General features: G+C 62.1%; 14 protein-coding genes and 1 tRNA gene. 1 reads left to right on the forward strand and 14 read right to left on the reverse strand.

The features are described 5' to 3' along the window. The 4 genes from ABD906_RS10550 to rpsL all read right to left on the reverse strand — a co-directional run. The coding region (locus ABD906_RS10550; protein ID WP_245464554.1) for a GTP-binding protein at window positions 1-102 on the reverse strand (102 nt) is incomplete at its 3' end. Between the two features lie 35 nt (window positions 103-137). Continuing rightward, complete coding sequence (gene fusA, locus ABD906_RS10555) at window positions 138-2,228, reverse strand: elongation factor G (protein ID WP_345099371.1); 2,091 nt, start codon at window positions 2,226-2,228, stop codon at window positions 138-140. Window positions 2,229-2,255: 27 nt separating this feature from the next. After that, window positions 2,256-2,726, reverse strand: a complete 471-nt coding sequence (gene rpsG / locus ABD906_RS10560; RefSeq protein ID WP_345099372.1) for a 30S ribosomal protein S7 — start codon at window positions 2,724-2,726, stop codon at window positions 2,256-2,258. A 53-nt stretch (window positions 2,727-2,779) separates the two neighbouring features. Beyond that, window positions 2,780-3,151, reverse strand: a complete 372-nt coding sequence (gene rpsL, locus ABD906_RS10565) for a 30S ribosomal protein S12 (RefSeq protein WP_345099373.1) — start codon at window positions 3,149-3,151, stop codon at window positions 2,780-2,782. A gap of 459 nt (window positions 3,152-3,610) precedes the next feature. Here rpsL and ABD906_RS10570 point away from each other — a divergent pair, with 459 nt between their 5' ends. Beyond that, complete coding sequence (locus tag ABD906_RS10570; protein ID WP_345099374.1) at window positions 3,611-3,895, forward strand: transcriptional regulator; 285 nt, start codon at window positions 3,611-3,613, stop codon at window positions 3,893-3,895. A gap of 322 nt (window positions 3,896-4,217) precedes the next feature. Here the strand turns inward: ABD906_RS10570 and rpoC are convergent, their stop codons facing one another. The 10 genes from rpoC to ABD906_RS10620 all read right to left on the reverse strand — a co-directional run. Further along, window positions 4,218-8,420 (reverse strand): DNA-directed RNA polymerase subunit beta', encoded by a 4,203-nt coding sequence (rpoC, locus tag ABD906_RS10575; protein WP_345099375.1) that lies wholly within the window; start codon window positions 8,418-8,420, stop codon window positions 4,218-4,220. 128 nt (window positions 8,421-8,548) lie between these two features. Next, a complete protein-coding gene (rpoB, locus tag ABD906_RS10580; protein WP_345099376.1) occupies window positions 8,549-12,685 on the reverse strand; it encodes a DNA-directed RNA polymerase subunit beta in 4,137 nt (1,378 codons plus the stop codon). A gap of 172 nt (window positions 12,686-12,857) precedes the next feature. After that, a complete protein-coding gene (gene rplL / locus ABD906_RS10585) occupies window positions 12,858-13,238 on the reverse strand; it encodes a 50S ribosomal protein L7/L12 (protein WP_345099377.1) in 381 nt (126 codons plus the stop codon). 53 nt (window positions 13,239-13,291) lie between these two features. Continuing rightward, window positions 13,292-13,810: a 50S ribosomal protein L10 gene (gene rplJ, locus ABD906_RS10590; protein ID WP_345099378.1), complete on the reverse strand. Its 519-nt coding sequence runs from the start codon at window positions 13,808-13,810 to the stop codon at window positions 13,292-13,294. A gap of 334 nt (window positions 13,811-14,144) precedes the next feature. Next, a complete protein-coding gene (rplA, locus tag ABD906_RS10595; protein WP_345099379.1) occupies window positions 14,145-14,843 on the reverse strand; it encodes a 50S ribosomal protein L1 in 699 nt (232 codons plus the stop codon). 6 nt (window positions 14,844-14,849) lie between these two features. Continuing rightward, entirely contained in the window at window positions 14,850-15,278 is a 429-nt protein-coding gene (gene rplK / locus ABD906_RS10600; protein ID WP_345099380.1) for a 50S ribosomal protein L11, read from the reverse strand. Window positions 15,279-15,406: 128 nt separating this feature from the next. Next, window positions 15,407-15,934 (reverse strand): transcription termination/antitermination protein NusG, encoded by a 528-nt coding sequence (gene nusG / locus ABD906_RS10605; protein ID WP_345099381.1) that lies wholly within the window; start codon window positions 15,932-15,934, stop codon window positions 15,407-15,409. Window positions 15,935-15,962: 28 nt separating this feature from the next. Further along, on the reverse strand, window positions 15,963-16,166 hold the full coding sequence (secE, locus tag ABD906_RS10610; protein ID WP_345099382.1) for a preprotein translocase subunit SecE: 204 nt from the start codon (window positions 16,164-16,166) through the stop codon (window positions 15,963-15,965). 300 nt (window positions 16,167-16,466) lie between these two features. Further along, window positions 16,467-16,542: transfer RNA gene (locus tag ABD906_RS10615), tRNA-Trp, on the reverse strand. A gap of 253 nt (window positions 16,543-16,795) precedes the next feature. Further along, window positions 16,796-16,900, reverse strand: a 105-nt coding sequence (locus ABD906_RS10620; protein ID WP_486303683.1) for an EF-Tu C-terminal domain-related protein, incomplete at its 5' end; no start/stop codon positions are given.

Consider the following 16,900-nt stretch of genomic DNA (forward strand, 5'->3'; position numbering starts at 1 on the left):
CTTCGTGATCGCCGCCGTCAGCGACGTCTTGCCGTGGTCAACGTGACCAATCGTGCCAATGTTCACATGCGGCTTCGTGCGCTCAAATTTACCTTTGGCCATGTGAATTCTCCGTTACCTTTTGCCCTGACGAGCAATCACGCGAATTTCTTCTGGATTTCCTGAGCCACCGCATTCGGCACTGGCTCATAGTGATCGAACTGCATCGTGTACTGTGCGCGGCCCTGCGACATCGAGCGCAGGTTGTCCACGTACTTGAACATGTTCGCCAGCGGCACCATGGCGGTCACGACAACCGCATTACCACGGCTTTCCTGACCCTGGATCTGACCACGGCGGGAGTTCAGGTCGCCGATGACGCTACCGACATACTCTTCCGGCGTCACGACCTCGACCTTCATGATCGGCTCGAGCAGCTGGGCACCGGCCTTCTGCGCACCCTCGCGGAACGCGGCGCGGGCCGCGATTTCGAAGGCGAGAACCGACGAGTCGACGTCGTGGTAGGCACCATCGAGCAGCGTCGCCTTGACGCCCATCATCGGGAAGCCCGCGAGCGGACCGGAAGACAGCACGCTCTCGATACCCTTCTGAACGCCCGGGATGTATTCCTTCGGAACGGCACCGCCGACGACCTTGCTCTCGAACACGAAATCTTCGCCGTCCGGGTTCGGCTCGAACAGGATCTTGACGCGAGCGAACTGGCCCGAACCGCCGGTCTGCTTCTTGTGGGTGTAGTCCACCTCGGCCTGACGGGTGATCGTCTCGCGGTAAGCCACCTGCGGAGCACCGACATTGGCCTCGACCTTGAACTCGCGGCGCATACGGTCGACGATGATGTCGAGGTGCAGCTCGCCCATGCCGGCGATGATCGTCTGGCCGGTCTCCTCGTCGGTCTTGACGCGGAAGGACGGATCCTCCGCCGCAAGGCGGTTGAGGGCCAGAGCCATCTTCTCCTGGTCGCCCTTGGTCTTCGGCTCGATGGCGATCTGGATCACCGGTTCCGGGAACTCCATGCGCTCGAGGATGACCGGGTGCAGCGGATCGCAGAGCGTGTCACCGGTGGTCGTCTCCTTGAGGCCGACCAGAGCGACGATGTCGCCGGCGAATGCCTCTTCGATGTCCTCGCGGTGGTTGGCGTGCATCTGCAGCATGCGGCCGATGCGCTCGCGCTTGCCCTTCACGGTGTTCTCGAGCGACATGCCCTTGGTAACCTTGCCCGAGTAGATGCGGCAGAAGGTCAGCGAACCGACGAACGGGTCGTTCATGATCTTGAACGCCAGCATGGAGAGCGGCTCGTCGTCGGAGGACTTGCGGCTGATCTCCTGCTCGGTCTTCGGGTCGATGCCACGGATGGCCGGAATGTCGTTCGGAGCCGGCAGGTAGTCGACGACGGCGTCGAGCAGCGGCTGAACGCCCTTGTTCTTGAACGCGGTGCCGCACAGGACCGGGTGGAACTTCACCTCGATCGTGCCCTTGCGGATCAGCGCGCGCAGCTCGTCATTGGACGGAATCTCGCCCTCGAGATAGCGCTCCATGGCGGCCTCGTCGATCTCGACGACGGTCTCGATGAGCTTCTCGCGGTACTCCTCGGCCTTGTCCTTGAGGTCGGCCGGGATCTCGACGACGTCCCACTGGGCGCCCAGCGTCTCGTCACGCCAGATGAGCGCCTTCATCTCGATGAGGTCAACGACGCCCACGAAATCGCTCTCAGCGCCGATCGGCAGCTGGACCGGAAGCGGCACCGCGCCAAGACGGGACTTGATCATCTCCAGGCAGCGGTAGAAGTCCGCGCCGATCTTGTCCATCTTGTTGCAGAACACCAGACGCGGAACGTTGTACTTCTCGGCCTGGCGCCAGACGGTCTCGGTCTGGGGTTCGACGCCCGCGTTGGAGTCAAGCAGCGTGACCGCACCGTCGAGAACGCGCAGCGAGCGCTCCACCTCGATGGTGAAGTCCACGTGTCCCGGCGTGTCGATGATGTTGAAGCAGCGAACCTTGCCGTCGCGACCCTTCCAGAAGGTCGTCGTAGCAGCAGACGTGATCGTGATCCCGCGCTCCTGCTCCTGCTCCATCCAGTCCATGGTCGAGGCACCGTCGTGCGTCTCGCCCATCTTGTGGTTCTTGCCGGTGTAATAAAGGATACGCTCGGTCGTCGTCGTCTTGCCGGCATCGATGTGTGCCATGATGCCGAAGTTACGATAATCTTCGAGCTTATATTCGCGGGCCATCGTAGTTACCTCTAATTCGGTCTCGCGTTACCAGCGGTAATGCGAGAATGCGCGGTTAGCGTCAGCCATGCGATGCGTGTCTTCACGCTTTTTCACGGCAGTTCCGCGATTGTTGGACGCGTCAAGCAGCTCACCGGAAAGGCGCTCGACCATGGTCTGCTCGTTGCGACCACGGGCAGCAGCGATCAGCCAGCGAATTGCCAGGGCCTGACGGCGCTCCGGACGGACGTCGACCGGAACCTGGTAGGTCGCACCACCGACACGACGCGAACGCACTTCGAGATGCGGAGAAACGTTCTCCAGCGCCTGATGGAACACCACCAGCGGGTCCTGCTTCGTCTTCTCCTGCAGCCGCTCCAGAGCGCCATAGACAATGCGCTCAGCAACGGACTTCTTGCCATCGAGCATGACGGCGTTCATGAACTTGCTAACGACAAGATCGCCGTACTTGGGATCCGGATTGATCTCGCGCTTTTCTGCACGGTGACGTCTGGACATCTTTCTTGTCTCTCACCTTCAAGGCCCGGCGCAAACACCCAAGCCGAAAAACCTTACTTCGGACGCTTCGCGCCGTACTTGGAGCGACGCTGCTTGCGGCTCTTCACACCCTGGGTATCCAGCACGCCACGGATGATGTGGTAACGAACACCCGGAAGGTCCTTCACGCGACCACCGCGGATCATGACCACGGAGTGCTCCTGGAGATTGTGACCTTCGCCAGGAATGTAGCCGATGACCTCGAAACCGTTCGCAAGCCGAATCTTGGCCACCTTACGCATAGCGGAGTTCGGCTTCTTGGGCGCCGTCGTGTAAACACGCGTGCACACTCCCCGCTTCTGCGGATTTCCCTGCATCGCAGGAACTTTGTTGCGCTTGACCGGCGCTTGGCGCGGCTTGCGGATCAGCTGACTAATGGTCGGCATCAAACCTTCCCTTGTTCAAATCTCGCATCTAGAGCGAAGAGCCGTTTTGTTTCGCGATGAAGCCTTCCTGAACGCAAATTCGGGCATCAAACCGCCTTGCCTGCGGTCCGGCCCGATCACATCGCAGAGGAAGCGCGTTGGCGCTTCGTGCTCCGGAAGTCTGTCGCTCGTTAAAACGAACCCTGTTTGAGGCTCCAGTCTTCAGAACGTGTCGTTCCGAAAAGAAGCACCTCACATGTGGCTCAGACAGCGGGCGTAATACGCATATCCAGCGAGTCCGTCAAGCCCGCATATCCGAGAATCTTGAAAATCTGCCGCTTTGCGGCCTTCCGGCCGGCGGAAACATTGCAGCCGGTGAAACATGGGCTCTCCGGAAAGAATTTCCAGCGCCGGGTCTGTTCTTTCGCACCGGAAAATGTAACTAAAGCGTAAAGGAACTGAGACTGATTGGAACAACTTATGAGCAATGATGAGGAACAGCGGGTAACGATCATTACCGGCCGCGTCTGGCGCGAAGGCGACTCGACCCCGGAAATCATCCATGTCCTGCTTGTTGCGCCCGACGACGACACCGCTGTCACCATGACGCTGGAGGCGCTGGCAGAAGAAGGTTACGCGGAAGCGGAACTGGACCAGATCGGCGAACTGCAGGATGCACCCGATGAAGAGCCGCACCTCTCGGCCTGGCAGGGTGCTCTGGAAGGGGAGATCGCCATCGTCTCCTTCGGGCCGGACGAGACCTGAGGTTTCGCGACAGATCCCATGCCGATTCCCGGAAGAAGGAGAAACCTTTCCGTCCGGAATCATGAGAATATGCGAGCAAACGGTTCAGGGTGTCGCGAATCTCTGAACCTGCCCCACATCCCCTCCCCGCGCGGCTACAACGAGCGCACAGGGAAGCGTCCGGGGCAGCATTTTCCTGCCGCGCCCGATCAAACCGAGGCTACCCCGTCCTGTGAATGTGCCTCCCGTTAAGTAGTCAGGACGCCGGGGACTGAAACAGCACCGACCTTGAAAAAGGCCGCCGGCAGAACCGGCGGCCTTTTTGTTTGAGGATCTGTCGCCCTTACTCGGCTGCGGGCGGCTGCGACATGTCGGCCAGGGCACGATCCATGTCGGCGCCCGACTGCTTGCGACGCTCCTCGAGGATAAGCTCGTCGCGCTGGCGGGCGATGCGACGGATCTGGGCCATGGCGCCACCGGTACCCGCCGGAATGAGGCGGCCGACGATGACGTTCTCCTTGAGGCCCTGCAGCGTGTCGATCTTGCCGGCAACCGCAGCCTCGGTGAGCACGCGCGTCGTCTCCTGGAACGAAGCCGCGGAGATGAAGGACGGCGTCTGCAGCGAAGCCTTGGTGATGCCAAGCAGAACCGGCTGCGCTTCGGCCGGACGCTTGCCCTCGGCGACCAGGTGATCGTTGACCTCCTGGAACTCCACCTGATCCACGTGCTCACCCGGGATGTAGGTGGAGTCGCCCGAAGCGGTGATCTCGACCTTCTGCAGCATCTGGCGGACGATCACCTCGATGTGCTTGTCGTTGATCACCACACCCTGCAGCCGGTAGACCTCCTGGATCTCGTTCACCAGGTAGGAAGCCAGAGCCTCCACGCCCTTGATGGCCAGGATATCATGCGGCGCCGGGTTGCCGTCGAGGATGTAGTCACCCTTCTCGATGACGTCGCCGTCCTGCAGATGGAACGGCTTGCCCTTCGGGATCAGGTACTCGATCGGCTCAAGCGACGAGTCGTGCGGCTCGATGATCACGCGGCGCTTGTTCTTGTAGTCGCGTCCCAGACGAACCGTACCGGCGACCTCTGCGATGATCGCATGATCCTTCGGACGGCGAGCCTCGAACAGCTCGGCCACGCGCGGCAGACCACCGGTGATGTCCTTGGTCTTGGCGCTCTCCATCGGGATACGGGCAAGAACGTCACCCGGCGCAACCTTGGTGCCCGGCTCGACCGACAGAACGGTCGCGACCGACAGCAGGAAGCGGGCATCACCGCTACGCGACAGCTTGGCGATCTTGCCGTCCGGTCCGAGGACCGTGATGGCCGGGCGCAGGTCGTTGCCGCGCGGGGTCGAACGCCAGTCGACGACCTCGCGCTTGGTGATGCCCGTGGATTCGTCGGTCGTCTCCTGGACGGACACGCCTTCCACGAGATCCTCGAAAGCGACCACACCACCGACCTCTGTGAGGATCGGACGGGTGTACGGGTCCCACTCGGCGATACGCTGACCGCGCTTCACCTGGTCGCCCTCGTCCACGTACAGACGCGAACCGTAGGCCACACGGTGGGCGGCACGCTCCGCGCCGCCCTCGTCGACGATGACGACCGACATGTTGCGGCCCATGACGATGAGGTGGCCTTCGGAGTTGCGGACCACGTTGCGGTTGCGGATCTTCACCGTACCCTCGAAGGAAGCCTCGAGGAACGAGGTGTCGACCACCTGCGCCGTACCGCCCATGTGGAACGTACGCATGGTGAGCTGCGTACCCGGCTCACCGATCGACTGCGCGGCGATGACGCCGACGGCCTCGCCGATATTGACCGGCGTACCGCGGGCCAGGTCACGGCCGTAGCAGACCGTGCACACGCCGCTGCGCACTTCGCAGGTCAGCGCCGAACGGATGCGGACCGTCTGGATGTTGGCCTTCTCGATGCGCTCTACATCCTGCTCGTCGATCAGGCGGCCTGCCGGAACGATAACCTCGCCGGTGACCGGATGGACGACGTCCTCGAGCGCCGTTCGGCCAAGGACGCGCTGGCCGATTGAGGCCACGACCTGACCGGCATCCACGATCGGCTGCATGGTGAGGCCCCTGGTAGTGCCGCAGTCATAGGTGGTGACGATGCAGTCCTGCGCGACGTCGACCAGACGGCGGGTCAGGTAACCCGAGTTCGCCGTCTTCAGAGCGGTGTCGGCCAGACCCTTGCGAGCGCCGTGGGTGGAGTTGAAGTACTCCATCACGGTGAGGCCTTCCTTGAAGTTCGAGATGATCGGCGTCTCGATGATCGAACCGTCCGGACGGGCCATCAGGCCGCGCATGCCGCCCAGCTGGCGCATCTGCGCGGGCGAGCCGCGGGCGCCGGAGTGCGACATCATGTAGATGGAGTTCATCGGCTTCTGGCGTCCGGTCTCCGGATCGAACTCCACCGCCTTGATGCGCTTCATCATCTCCTCGGCGACGCGCTCGGAGCACTTCGCCCAGGCATCCACGACCTTGTTGTACTTCTCGCCCTGGGTGATCAGGCCGTCATTGTACTGCTGCTCGTATTCCTTGGTCAGAGCCTCGGTCTCGGCAACAATCTGCGCCTTGGTCTCCGGGATCACCATGTCGTCCTTGCCGAACGAAATGCCGGCGCGGCAGGCATGGGCGAAGCCGAGGGCCATGATGCGGTCACAGAAGATCACGGTCTCCTTCTGGCCGCAGTGGCGGTAGACGGTGTCGATCATCTTGGAGATGTTCTTCTTGGTCATCTCCTGATTGCAGATGTCGAACGGCACGTTCGGGTGCTTCGGCAGCAGCTCGCCGATGATCATACGGCCCGGCGTGGTCTCGTAGATCTTGGAGACCTTGTTGCTCTCCGCATCAACCGTGACATAGCGGCCCTTGATCTTGGAGTGCAGCGTGACGACCTTGTTTTCAAGTGCATGCTGCAGCTCGCCCATGTCGGCGAACACCATGCCCTGGCCCGGCTCGTTCTCCGCCATGATCGACAGGTAGTAGAGGCCGAGAACCATGTCCTGCGACGGCACGATGATCGGCGCGCCGGAGGCAGGATGCAGGATGTTGTTGGTCGACATCATCAGCACGCGCGCTTCCAGCTGCGCTTCGAGCGAAAGCGGGACGTGCACGGCCATCTGGTCGCCGTCGAAGTCGGCGTTGAACGCCGTACAGACGAGCGGATGCAGCTGGATCGCCTTGCCTTCGATCAGCACCGGCTCGAAGGCCTGGATGCCGAGGCGGTGCAGCGTCGGCGCGCGGTTGAGCAGCACCGGATGCTCGCGGATCACCTCGTCGAGGATGTCCCAGACCTCCGGACGCTCCTTCTCCACAAGCTTCTTCGCCTGCTTGACGGTCGAGGAATAACCCTTGGCGTCGAGACGGGCGTAGATGAACGGCTTGAACAGCTCCAGCGCCATCTTCTTCGGCAGGCCGCACTGGTGCAGCTTGAGTTCGGGACCGGTCACGATCACCGAACGGCCGGAGTAGTCGACGCGCTTGCCGAGCAGGTTCTGACGGAAGCGGCCCTGCTTGCCCTTGAGCATGTCCGACAGCGACTTCAGCGGACGCTTGTTGGCGCCGGTGATGACGCGGCCGCGGCGGCCGTTGTCGAACAGGGCATCAACCGCCTCCTGAAGCATGCGCTTCTCGTTGCGGATGATGATGCCCGGGGCCTTGAGCTCGATAAGGCGCTTCAGACGGTTGTTACGGTTGATCACGCGACGGTACAGATCGTTGAGATCCGAGGTCGCGAAGCGGCCGCCATCCAGCGGAACCAGCGGACGCAGGTCTGGCGGGATCACCGGAATGACCGTCATGATCATCCACTCTGGACGGTTGCCGGAGTCGATGAAGTTCTCGACCACCTTCAGTCGCTTCAGCAGCTTCTTCTGCTTGAGGTCAGAGGTCGTGCTGGCGAGCTCCGAACGGAGGTCGGCAGCGGTCTTCTCGAGGTCCAGCGTGGCCAGCAGATGACGGATGGCTTCCGCGCCGATCATGGCGGTGAAGGAATCCTCGCCATATTCGTCGACGGCCATCATGTACTCCTCTTCGGAGAGGAGCTGATGCTGCTTGAGTGGCGTGAGGCCCGGCTCGGTCACGATGTAGTTCTCGAAGTACAGGACGCGCTCGATGTCCTTGAGGGTCATGTCGAGCAGCGTGCCGATGCGCGACGGCAGCGACTTCAGGAACCAGATGTGGGCAACCGGGGCGGCGAGCTCGATGTGGCCCATGCGCTCGCGGCGCACGCGCGACAGCGTCACCTCGACGCCGCACTTCTCGCAGATGACGCCCTTGTACTTCATGCGCTTGTACTTGCCGCACAAGCACTCGTAATCCTTGATCGGACCAAAGATACGCGCGCAGAACAGACCGTCACGCTCCGGCTTGAACGTGCGGTAGTTGATCGTCTCCGGCTTTTTGATCTCGCCGTAGGACCAGGACAGGATCTTCTCCGGGCTCGCGATCGAGATCCGGATGGAATCAAACGTCTGGGCCGGCGCCTGAGGGTTGAACAGGTTCATGACCTCTTGGTTCATGCCGATCTCCTTTGCGGGACATCAGAAGTCCCAGAAAACTCTTGCGGTCGTGGCAGGCGGGGCGGACCGCTTCCGCCTCCCCTGCCCTGGCGCGCCGCAGAAGCGTTGCGGCGCGCGCGGAATCGCGGTTACTCGGCGGCCTCAGGAAGCTGAGCCGGCGGCGGATCCAGCCTCGAGTTCTGCAGTTCGACGTTGAGGCCGAGCGAACGCATTTCCTTGACGAGCACGTTGAAGCTCTCCGGAATACCCGCCTCGAACGTGTCGTCGCCGCGCACGATGGCCTCGTAGACCTTGGTTCGGCCGGCCACGTCGTCCGACTTCACCGTCAGCATCTCCTGCAGCGTGTAGGCGGCGCCGTAAGCCTCGAGCGCCCATACCTCCATTTCACCGAAGCGCTGACCGCCGAACTGCGCCTTACCGCCGAGCGGCTGCTGGGTGACCAGCGAGTACGGGCCGATCGAACGGGCATGGATCTTGTCGTCGACAAGGTGGTGCAGCTTCAGCATGTAGATGTAGCCGACGGTAACCTTGCGGTCGAACGGCTCACCCGTGCGGCCGTCGTACAGCGTGACCTGACCGCTCTTGTCGAGACCGGCCTCCTCGAGCATCGCGTTGATGTCGGCTTCCGTCGCGCCGTCGAAGACGGGGGTCGCGATGGAGACGCCATTGCGCATCTGCTCTGCGAGACGGACGATGCTGTCGTCGTCGTAGCTGCGAACCGGCTCGTTGCGGTCGTTATCCGGAATGATCCGGCAGATCTTCTCGCGCAGCGGCTGGATGTCGCCCGTCTGCTTGTACGCGTCGAGCAGCTCGCCGATCTGCTTGCCGAGGCCGGCGCAGGCCCAGCCAAGGTGCGTCTCGAGAATCTGACCAACGTTCATGCGGCTCGGCACGCCCAGCGGGTTCAGCACGATGTCGACCGGGGTGCCGTCCTCGAGGAACGGCATGTCCTCGATCGGAACGATCCTGGACACCACACCCTTGTTGCCGTGACGGCCGGCCATCTTGTCACCCGGCTGCATCTTGCGCTTTACGGCGACGAAGACCTTGACCATCTTCATCACGCCCGGAAGCAGCTCGTCGCCGCGCTGAACCTTCTCGACCTTGTCCATGAAGCGCTGTTCGAGCGCCTTCTTGGAGCTGTCGTACTGGTTGCGCAGGGCCTCCAGCTCGCTCTGAAGCTTCTCGTCCTCAACAGCGAACTGCCACCACTGCGAACGCGGGTACTCGCCCAGAAGTTCCGGCGTGATCGGCGTACCCTTCTTGTAGCCCTTGGGACCGGCAATGCACTCCTTGCCGACAAGCATGTCCTGCAGGCGCGCATAGACGTTACGGTCGAGGATAGACTGCTCGTCGTCGCGGTCCTTGGCCAGGCGCTCGATCTCCTCGCGCTCGATGGCCATCGCGCGCTCGTCCTTCTCCACGCCGTGGCGGTTGAAGACACGCACTTCAACGACCGTGCCGTAGGTTCCGGGCGGCATGCGCATGGACGTGTCACGCACGTCGGACGCCTTCTCGCCGAAGATGGCGCGCAGCAGCTTCTCCTCCGGCGTCATCGGGCTCTCGCCCTTCGGCGTGATCTTGCCGACCAGGATGTCGCCCGGTCCGACCTCGGCACCGATGTAGACAATGCCGGCCTCGTCGAGGTTCCGCAGCGCCTCTTCCGAGACGTTCGGAATGTCGCGCGTGATTTCCTCCGGTCCAAGCTTGGTATCGCGCGCCATGACCTCGAACTCCTCGATGTGGATCGAGGTAAAGACGTCATCGCTCACGATGCGCTCGGACAGCAGAATGGAGTCCTCGTAGTTGTAGCCGTTCCACGGCATGAACGCGACGAGCACGTTCCGGCCGAGTGCCAGATCGCCCAGATCGGTCGACGGGCCGTCGGCGATGATGTCGCCCTTCTGGATGCGGTCGCCCACCTTCACCAGCGGACGCTGGTTGATGCAGGTGTTCTGGTTCGAGCGCTGGAACTTCTGCAGGCGGTAGATGTCCACGCCCGACTCGGAGGCGTCCACGTCCTCGGTCGCACGGATAACGATACGGGTCGCATCCACCTGGTCGACGATGCCGGTGCGGCGTGCGGCAATCGCCGCCCCGGAGTCGCGGGCCACGATCGGCTCCATGCCGGTGCCGACGAACGGAGCCTCGGCGCGCACCAGCGGCACGGCCTGACGCTGCATGTTCGAGCCCATGAGAGCGCGGTTGGCGTCGTCGTTTTCCAGGAACGGGATGAGCGCCGCGGCGACCGAAACGAGCTGCTTCGGCGACACGTCCATCAGGTCCACGTTCTCGCGCGGCGTCATCATCACTTCGCCGGCGTGGCGGCAGACCACGAACTCGTCCTTGAAGGTGCCGTCCTCGTTGAGCGCGGCGTTGGCCTGGGCAACGTAGTGCTTGGCCTCCTCCATCGCCGACAGGTAGACGACCTCGTCGGTCACCTTGCCGTCAACGATCTTGCGGTACGGCGTCTCGATGAAGCCGTACTTGTTGACGCGCGCGAACGTGGCCAGCGAGTTGATGAGACCGATGTTCGGACCTTCCGGCGTCTCGATCGGGCAGATGCGGCCGTAGTGCGTCGGATGCACGTCGCGCACCTCGAAGCCTGCGCGCTCGCGGGTCAGACCACCCGGTCCAAGGGCCGACAGACGGCGCTTGTGGGTAACCTCCGACAGCGGGTTCGTCTGGTCCATGAACTGCGACAGCTGCGAGGACCCGAAGAACTCGCGGACGGCAGCGGCAGCCGGCTTCGCGTTGATCAGGTCCTGTGGCATCACGGTGTCGATGTCGACCGACGACATGCGCTCCTTGATGGCGCGCTCCATGCGCAGGAGGCCCAGGCGGTACTGGTTCTCCATGAGCTCGCCGACCGAGCGGACGCGGCGGTTGCCCAGGTTGTCGATGTCGTCGATCTCGCCCTTGCCGTCACGCAGGTCGACCAGCGTCTTGACGACCGCGATGATGTCCTCCTTGCGCAGGACGCGGACGGTGTCCGGGCAGTCCAGCTCGAGGCGCATGTTCATCTTCACGCGGCCGACGGCCGAAAGGTCATAGCGCTCCGGATCGAAGAACAGCGAATGGAACATCGCCTCCGCCGTCTCGAGCGTGGGCGGCTCGCCCGGGCGCATGACGCGGTAGATGTCGAACAGGGCATCCTGGCGCGTCTCGTTCTTGTCGGCGACCAGGGTGTTACGGATGTAGGCGCCGACGTTGACGTGGTCGATGTCGAGGAAGTTGACCTCGTCGACGCCCGTGTCGAGCAGCACCTTCAGGGTCTTCTCGTCGATCTCGTCGCCAGCCTCAAGGTAGATCTCGCCGGTCTCATAGTTGACGACATCCTCGGCGAGATACAGGCCGAGCAAATCTTCCTCCGTGGCGCGGATCGCCTTGAGGCCCTTCTCGGCGAGCTGGCGGGCCTGGCGGGCGGTCAGCTTCTTGCCGGCTTCGATCACCACCTCGCCGGTATCGGCGTCGATGATGTCGTTGACGGCCTTCATGCCGCGGAAGCGCTCGGCCGAATACGGCACGCGCCAGCTGTCGCCGTCACGGACGTATGTCAGCTTGTTGTAGAAGGTCGACAGGATTTCCTCACTGTCCATGCCAAGGGCCATGAGCAGCGTGGTGACCGGAAGCTTGCGGCGCCGGTCGATGCGCGCGTAGATGATGTCCTTTGCGTCGAACTCGATGTCGAGCCACGAACCGCGGTAGGGAATGACGCGCGAGGCGAACAGCAGCTTGCCCGACGAGTGGGACTTGCCCTTGTCGTGGTCGAAGAACACGCCCGGCGAGCGGTGCATCTGCGAAACGATGACGCGCTCGGTGCCGTTGATGATGAAGGTGCCGTTGTCCGTCATGAGCGGCATGTCGCCCATGTAGACGTCCTGCTCCTTGATGTCGCGGATCGACTTGGCGCCGGTGTCCTCATCCACGTCGAACACGATCAGACGCAGCGCCACCTTGAGCGGCGCCGAATAGGTCAGGTCGCGCTGACGGCATTCATCCACGTCGAACTTCGGCTTCTCGAACTCGTACTTGACGAACTCGAGCATGGCCGTGCCGGCGAAGTCCTGAATCGGGAAGACCGACTTGAAGACAGCCTGCAGTCCCTCGTCCGGGCGCCCGCCCTCGGGCTCCTCGACCATAAGGAACTGATCATAGGATGCTTTCTGAACCTCGATGAGGTTCGGCATCTCCGCAACTTCCGGAATGCTTCCGAAAAACTTGCGTACGCGCCTGCGACCGTTGAATGTATGGGTCTGGGCCATCGTCGCTCCTTGCCTGCCGCTTACCTGCCAAATGGGCCGTTTTCAGGACGGCCATTCCAAACGAGTACAGAACCCGTTTCCTAAAGGCCCCTCGGGGCACTCAGGAAAGGGGTTCGCAATCTGTCCGCACCGCGGAGGTCCGCAGGTCAAACGACCTGCGGACCAGCCGGTATTACTTGAGCTCGACCTTGGCGCCAGCGCCTTCCAGCTGAGCCTTGATCTTCTCGGCCTCGTCCTTGGCCACGCCTTCCTTGACCGGCTTCGGAGCGCCCTCGACGAGGTCCTTGGCCTCCTTGAGGCCCAGGCCGGTGATCGCGCGGACTTCCTTGATCACGTTGATCTTGTTCGCACCGGCGTCAGCCAGGATGACGTCGAACTCGGTCTTCTCCTCAGCGGCCGGAGCAGCACCGCCAGCGGCGCCAGCAACAGCAGCGACGGCGACCGGAGCAGCGGCAGACACGCCCCACTTCTCTTCGAGCATCTTGGAGAGCTCGGCAGCCTCAAGAACGGTCAGAGCCGACAGTTCCTCAACGATCTTAGCAAGATCAGCCATTTTCTATTTCCTTTGAAAGTTCAAACACATGTTTTCAGTGAAGAAGAACGGTCTTATGCCGCTTCGTCCTTCCGGGCGTAGGCGCCAAACACGCGGGCGAGCTGACCCGCCGGTGCGTTGACGACCTGAGCGATCCGGGTTGCCGGCGTCTGGATCATGCCGACCAGCTTTGCCCTGAGCTCGTCCAGCGAAGGCAGCGAGGCAAGAGCCTTGACACCTTCGGCGTCGAGCACGGTCGATCCCATGGCGCCGCCAAGAATGACCAGCTTGTCGTTGGCCTTGGCGAACTCCTTGGCGACCTTCGGAGCTGCAACCGGATCGTCCGCGTAGGCAATCAGAGTCTGCCCCTGGAAGAGGGACTGGATGCCTTCGGACTTCGTACCCTGAAGGGCAATCTTGGCGAGACGGTTCTTCGCGACCTTGACGGTTCCCCCAACCGCACGCATACGGGACCGAAGTTCCGTCATCTGCGCCACGGTCAGGCCGGAGTAGTGCGCCACGACCACTGAACCGGTGGATTCAAACACCTTGTTCAGCTCGGCGACGAACTCGCGTTTTTCCGCTCTGTCCATGCCTTTCTCCAGTAGACGGTTCCCTTTACGGAAAACCGCCGGGTTGCCTTTTGTCGTCGGGTTCTCGGATGATCGCCCGAACGACGCTCGAGGATCCTGTCCCCTTCCGTCAGCCGGCGTGCCGGCCACAAAAGGCTAACATGGTTCGAACCTTCCACTCTGCGGGCGCATTGCCCGTTACATGTCCGGTCTCACCCGTCTCATGCAGGTTCAGCAACTGAATTAAGGCGAACCACCTGCAATCTCGGACAGGATTTGCGGAGGTTTCCCTCCGCGTCCGGGGCGTTGCCGCCCCGAATGGGAGCCGGGGAACGAGCCCCGGCAAACCTTGCTATTACGCGTTCAGCGCGCTGAGGTCGATCTTCAGACCCGGGCCCATCGTCGACGAAATCGCAACACGCTTCAGGTAGTTACCCTTGGCGCCCGACGGCTTGGCCTTGATCACGGCGTCCGCGAACGCGCGGATGTTCTCGGCAATGGCCTCCTCGCTGAAGGAGAGCTTGCCGACGCCACCGTGCACGATACCGGCCTTCTCGACGCGGAACTCGACGGCGCCGCCCTTGGAGGCCTTTACCGCAGCGGCGATGTCGGTCGTCACAGTGCCGACCTTCGGGTTCGGCATCAGGCCGCGCGGGCCCAGCACCTTGCCGAGACGGCCGACCAGCGGCATCAGGTCCGGCGTGGCGATGCAGCGGTCGAAGTTGATCTCACCCTTCTGGATGGTCTCGACCAGGTCCTCGGCGCCAACGATGTCGGCACCAGCGGCCTTGGCCTCCTCGGCCTTGTCGCCCTTGGCGAACACGGCCACGCGAACCTCGCGGCCCGTACCGTGCGGGAGATTCACGACACCGCGGACCATCTGGTCGGCGTGACGCGGATCAACGTTCAGGTTCATCGCGACCTCCACGGTCTCGTCGAACTTGACCGCGGACTTCTCCTTCAGGATCTTGATGGCTTCCTCGATGGTGTAGAAGCGGCTCGCGTCGATACCATCGCGAACCTTGGCCATGCGCTTGGAAATCTTCTTCGCCATGATCTCTTACTCCACAACCTCGAGACCCATCGAACGGGCCGAACCTTCGATCATGCGCATGGCGGCCTCGATGTCAGCAGCGTTCAGATCCTTCATCTTCGCTTCGGCGATCTCACGGACCTGAGCCTTCGTCACCTTGCCAGCGATGGACTTGCCGGGCGTGGAGCCACCCGACTTCAGGCCGGCTGCCTTCTTCAGGAAGTAGGTCACCGGCGGCGTCTTCATGACGAAGGTGAAGGACTTGTCCTGGTAGTAGGTGATGACCACCGGAACCGGGGCACCCTTCTCCATGTCCTGCGTCTGCGCGTTAAACGCCTTGCAGAACTCCATGATGTTGATGCCGCGCTGACCAAGCGCAGGACCAATGGGGGGCGACGGCGTAGCCGAACCCGCCGGGACCTGGAGCTTGAGCTGGCCTGCAACTTTCTTAGCCATTTCTCATCTGCCTGTCTCTGTGCCGGCCATGCGGCCGGCGATTGCAGTTTGGTGGTACGGAGACTGTGCCACTGGCTAAGCGACGCGCCCCTTCCACCGCGAATGTTCCGCCGGAAGCGGAACGCGGATCAGATCTTTTCGACCTGACCGAACTCTAGATCGACCGGAACGGCACGTCCGAAGATGGATACCTCCACCTTCAGGCGGGAGCGCTCTTCATCGACTTCCTGGACATAGCCGTTGAACGAAGCGAACGGACCGTCGGATACGCGCACCTGCTCGCCAATCTCGAACGAAACGGACGGCTTCGGGCGCTCGACGCCCTCCTGAACCTGGGTCAGGATGCGGTTTGCCTCGGCCTCGGTGATCGGCACCGGCTTGGAATCGCCAAGGAACCCGGTCACCTTGGGCGTATTCTTGATCAGGCTGAAAACGGCGTCGGTAAGGTTCGCCTTCACGAGCACATAGCCGGGGAAGAACTTGCGCTCGGCGTCGACCTTGCGGCCGCGACGGACTTCCACGACCTTCTCGGTCGGAACAACGACCTGCTCGATCTCGTGCGCAATGCCCTTCTGTTTCGCCTGCTCCAGAATCGATTCAGCAACCTTCTTTTCAAAATTCGAATAGGCGTGGACAATGTACCAACGCATTGCCATGAAAAAACGTCTCCCTTCGCCGCCAGCCTCAGACCCTGATTCCGAGAATCAGGTTGATCACCCACGACATGATCTGGTCCGCAGCAAAAAAGAACAGCGCGGCCATCGCAGCGAAAGCCAGCACCATTACCGTCGATATCATCGTTTCACGCCGAGAGGGCCAGGTCACCTTCGCCGTTTCGGACCGAACCTGCTGCAGAAACGTGAAAGGATTCGTGGTCTTGGACGACATCTACCGCTCTTTAATTCTTGTTGGGAGCCCAAAGATCGCTTCGAGCTGAACCACGCTGTTCTACCTGGCAACAGGATACAGGACTCCGGAAAGGAAGTCACGAATCACACCGTTCCAGACACACAAGAAAGGCGCGTAAAGCCGAGTTGCCGCTCCACGCACCGCGCATTTGCTGTCCTACATAGTTCCGATTCCCTCGGAACGCAACCCTGTAAATGCACGGGACGCAATGTCGGAGCGCGCCAGCGCCCGGGCAGCGGCTCCACCCTTTGCTTTCAAGCATGTCTTGTCAGGAAAGACTGGCAGGGGCAGAGGGGCTCGAACCCCCGACCTGCGGTTTTGGAGACCGCCGCTCTACCAACTGAGCTATACCCCTAGCTTCCGCGCCGCTCGTTTCCAGCCCGTCGCGGGACTGACTCTTCGGACTGTGAGATTCGATTCGACCCGAAGCGGAGCGTCGCTGCGCATGGGGGCGCTATAGCTATTTTCGCGCCCCGACGCAACCGCTTTCCATCTGAAAGCATAACGATTTTTGCGCCCCCTGTGGGAAACGGAAATATGGGGATGCCGGGCGCAAAAAGAAAGGGCGGCACGCAGGCCGCCCTTGTCCCTTGGTCTTGCGACCAGACTTACTCGATAATGCTTGCGACGATACCGGCGCCGACGGTGCGGCCGCCCTCGCGGATGGCGAAGCGCAGGCGCTCTTCCATCGCGATCGGCACGATCAGCGTGAC

This window comes from Chelativorans composti (assembly GCF_039541695.1).
Lineage (GTDB): Bacteria > Pseudomonadota > Alphaproteobacteria > Rhizobiales > Rhizobiaceae > Chelativorans > Chelativorans composti.

Bases quoted from the DNA above. Each gene is read 5' to 3' on its own strand.
- rpoB (WP_345099376.1), bottom strand. From the start codon at position 12,685: ATGGCCCAGACCCATACATTCAACGGTCGCAGGCGCGTACGCAAGTTT.
- rplL (WP_345099377.1), bottom strand. From the start codon at position 13,238: ATGGCTGATCTTGCTAAGATCGTTGAGGAACTGTCGGCTCTGACCGTT.
- rplK (WP_345099380.1), bottom strand. From the start codon at position 15,278: ATGGCTAAGAAAGTTGCAGGCCAGCTCAAGCTCCAGGTCCCGGCGGGT.
- rplA (WP_345099379.1), bottom strand. From the start codon at position 14,843: ATGGCGAAGAAGATTTCCAAGCGCATGGCCAAGGTTCGCGATGGTATC.
- fusA (WP_345099371.1), bottom strand. From the start codon at position 2,228: ATGGCCCGCGAATATAAGCTCGAAGATTATCGTAACTTCGGCATCATG.
- rpsL (WP_345099373.1), bottom strand. From the start codon at position 3,151: ATGCCGACCATTAGTCAGCTGATCCGCAAGCCGCGCCAAGCGCCGGTC.
- rpsG (WP_345099372.1), bottom strand. From the start codon at position 2,726: ATGTCCAGACGTCACCGTGCAGAAAAGCGCGAGATCAATCCGGATCCC.
- ABD906_RS10570 (WP_345099374.1), top strand. From the start codon at position 3,611: ATGAGCAATGATGAGGAACAGCGGGTAACGATCATTACCGGCCGCGTC.
- rplJ (WP_345099378.1), bottom strand. From the start codon at position 13,810: ATGGACAGAGCGGAAAAACGCGAGTTCGTCGCCGAGCTGAACAAGGTG.
- nusG (WP_345099381.1), bottom strand. From the start codon at position 15,934: ATGGCAATGCGTTGGTACATTGTCCACGCCTATTCGAATTTTGAAAAG.
- secE (WP_345099382.1), bottom strand. From the start codon at position 16,166: ATGTCGTCCAAGACCACGAATCCTTTCACGTTTCTGCAGCAGGTTCGG.
- rpoC (WP_345099375.1), bottom strand. From the start codon at position 8,420: ATGAACCAAGAGGTCATGAACCTGTTCAACCCTCAGGCGCCGGCCCAG.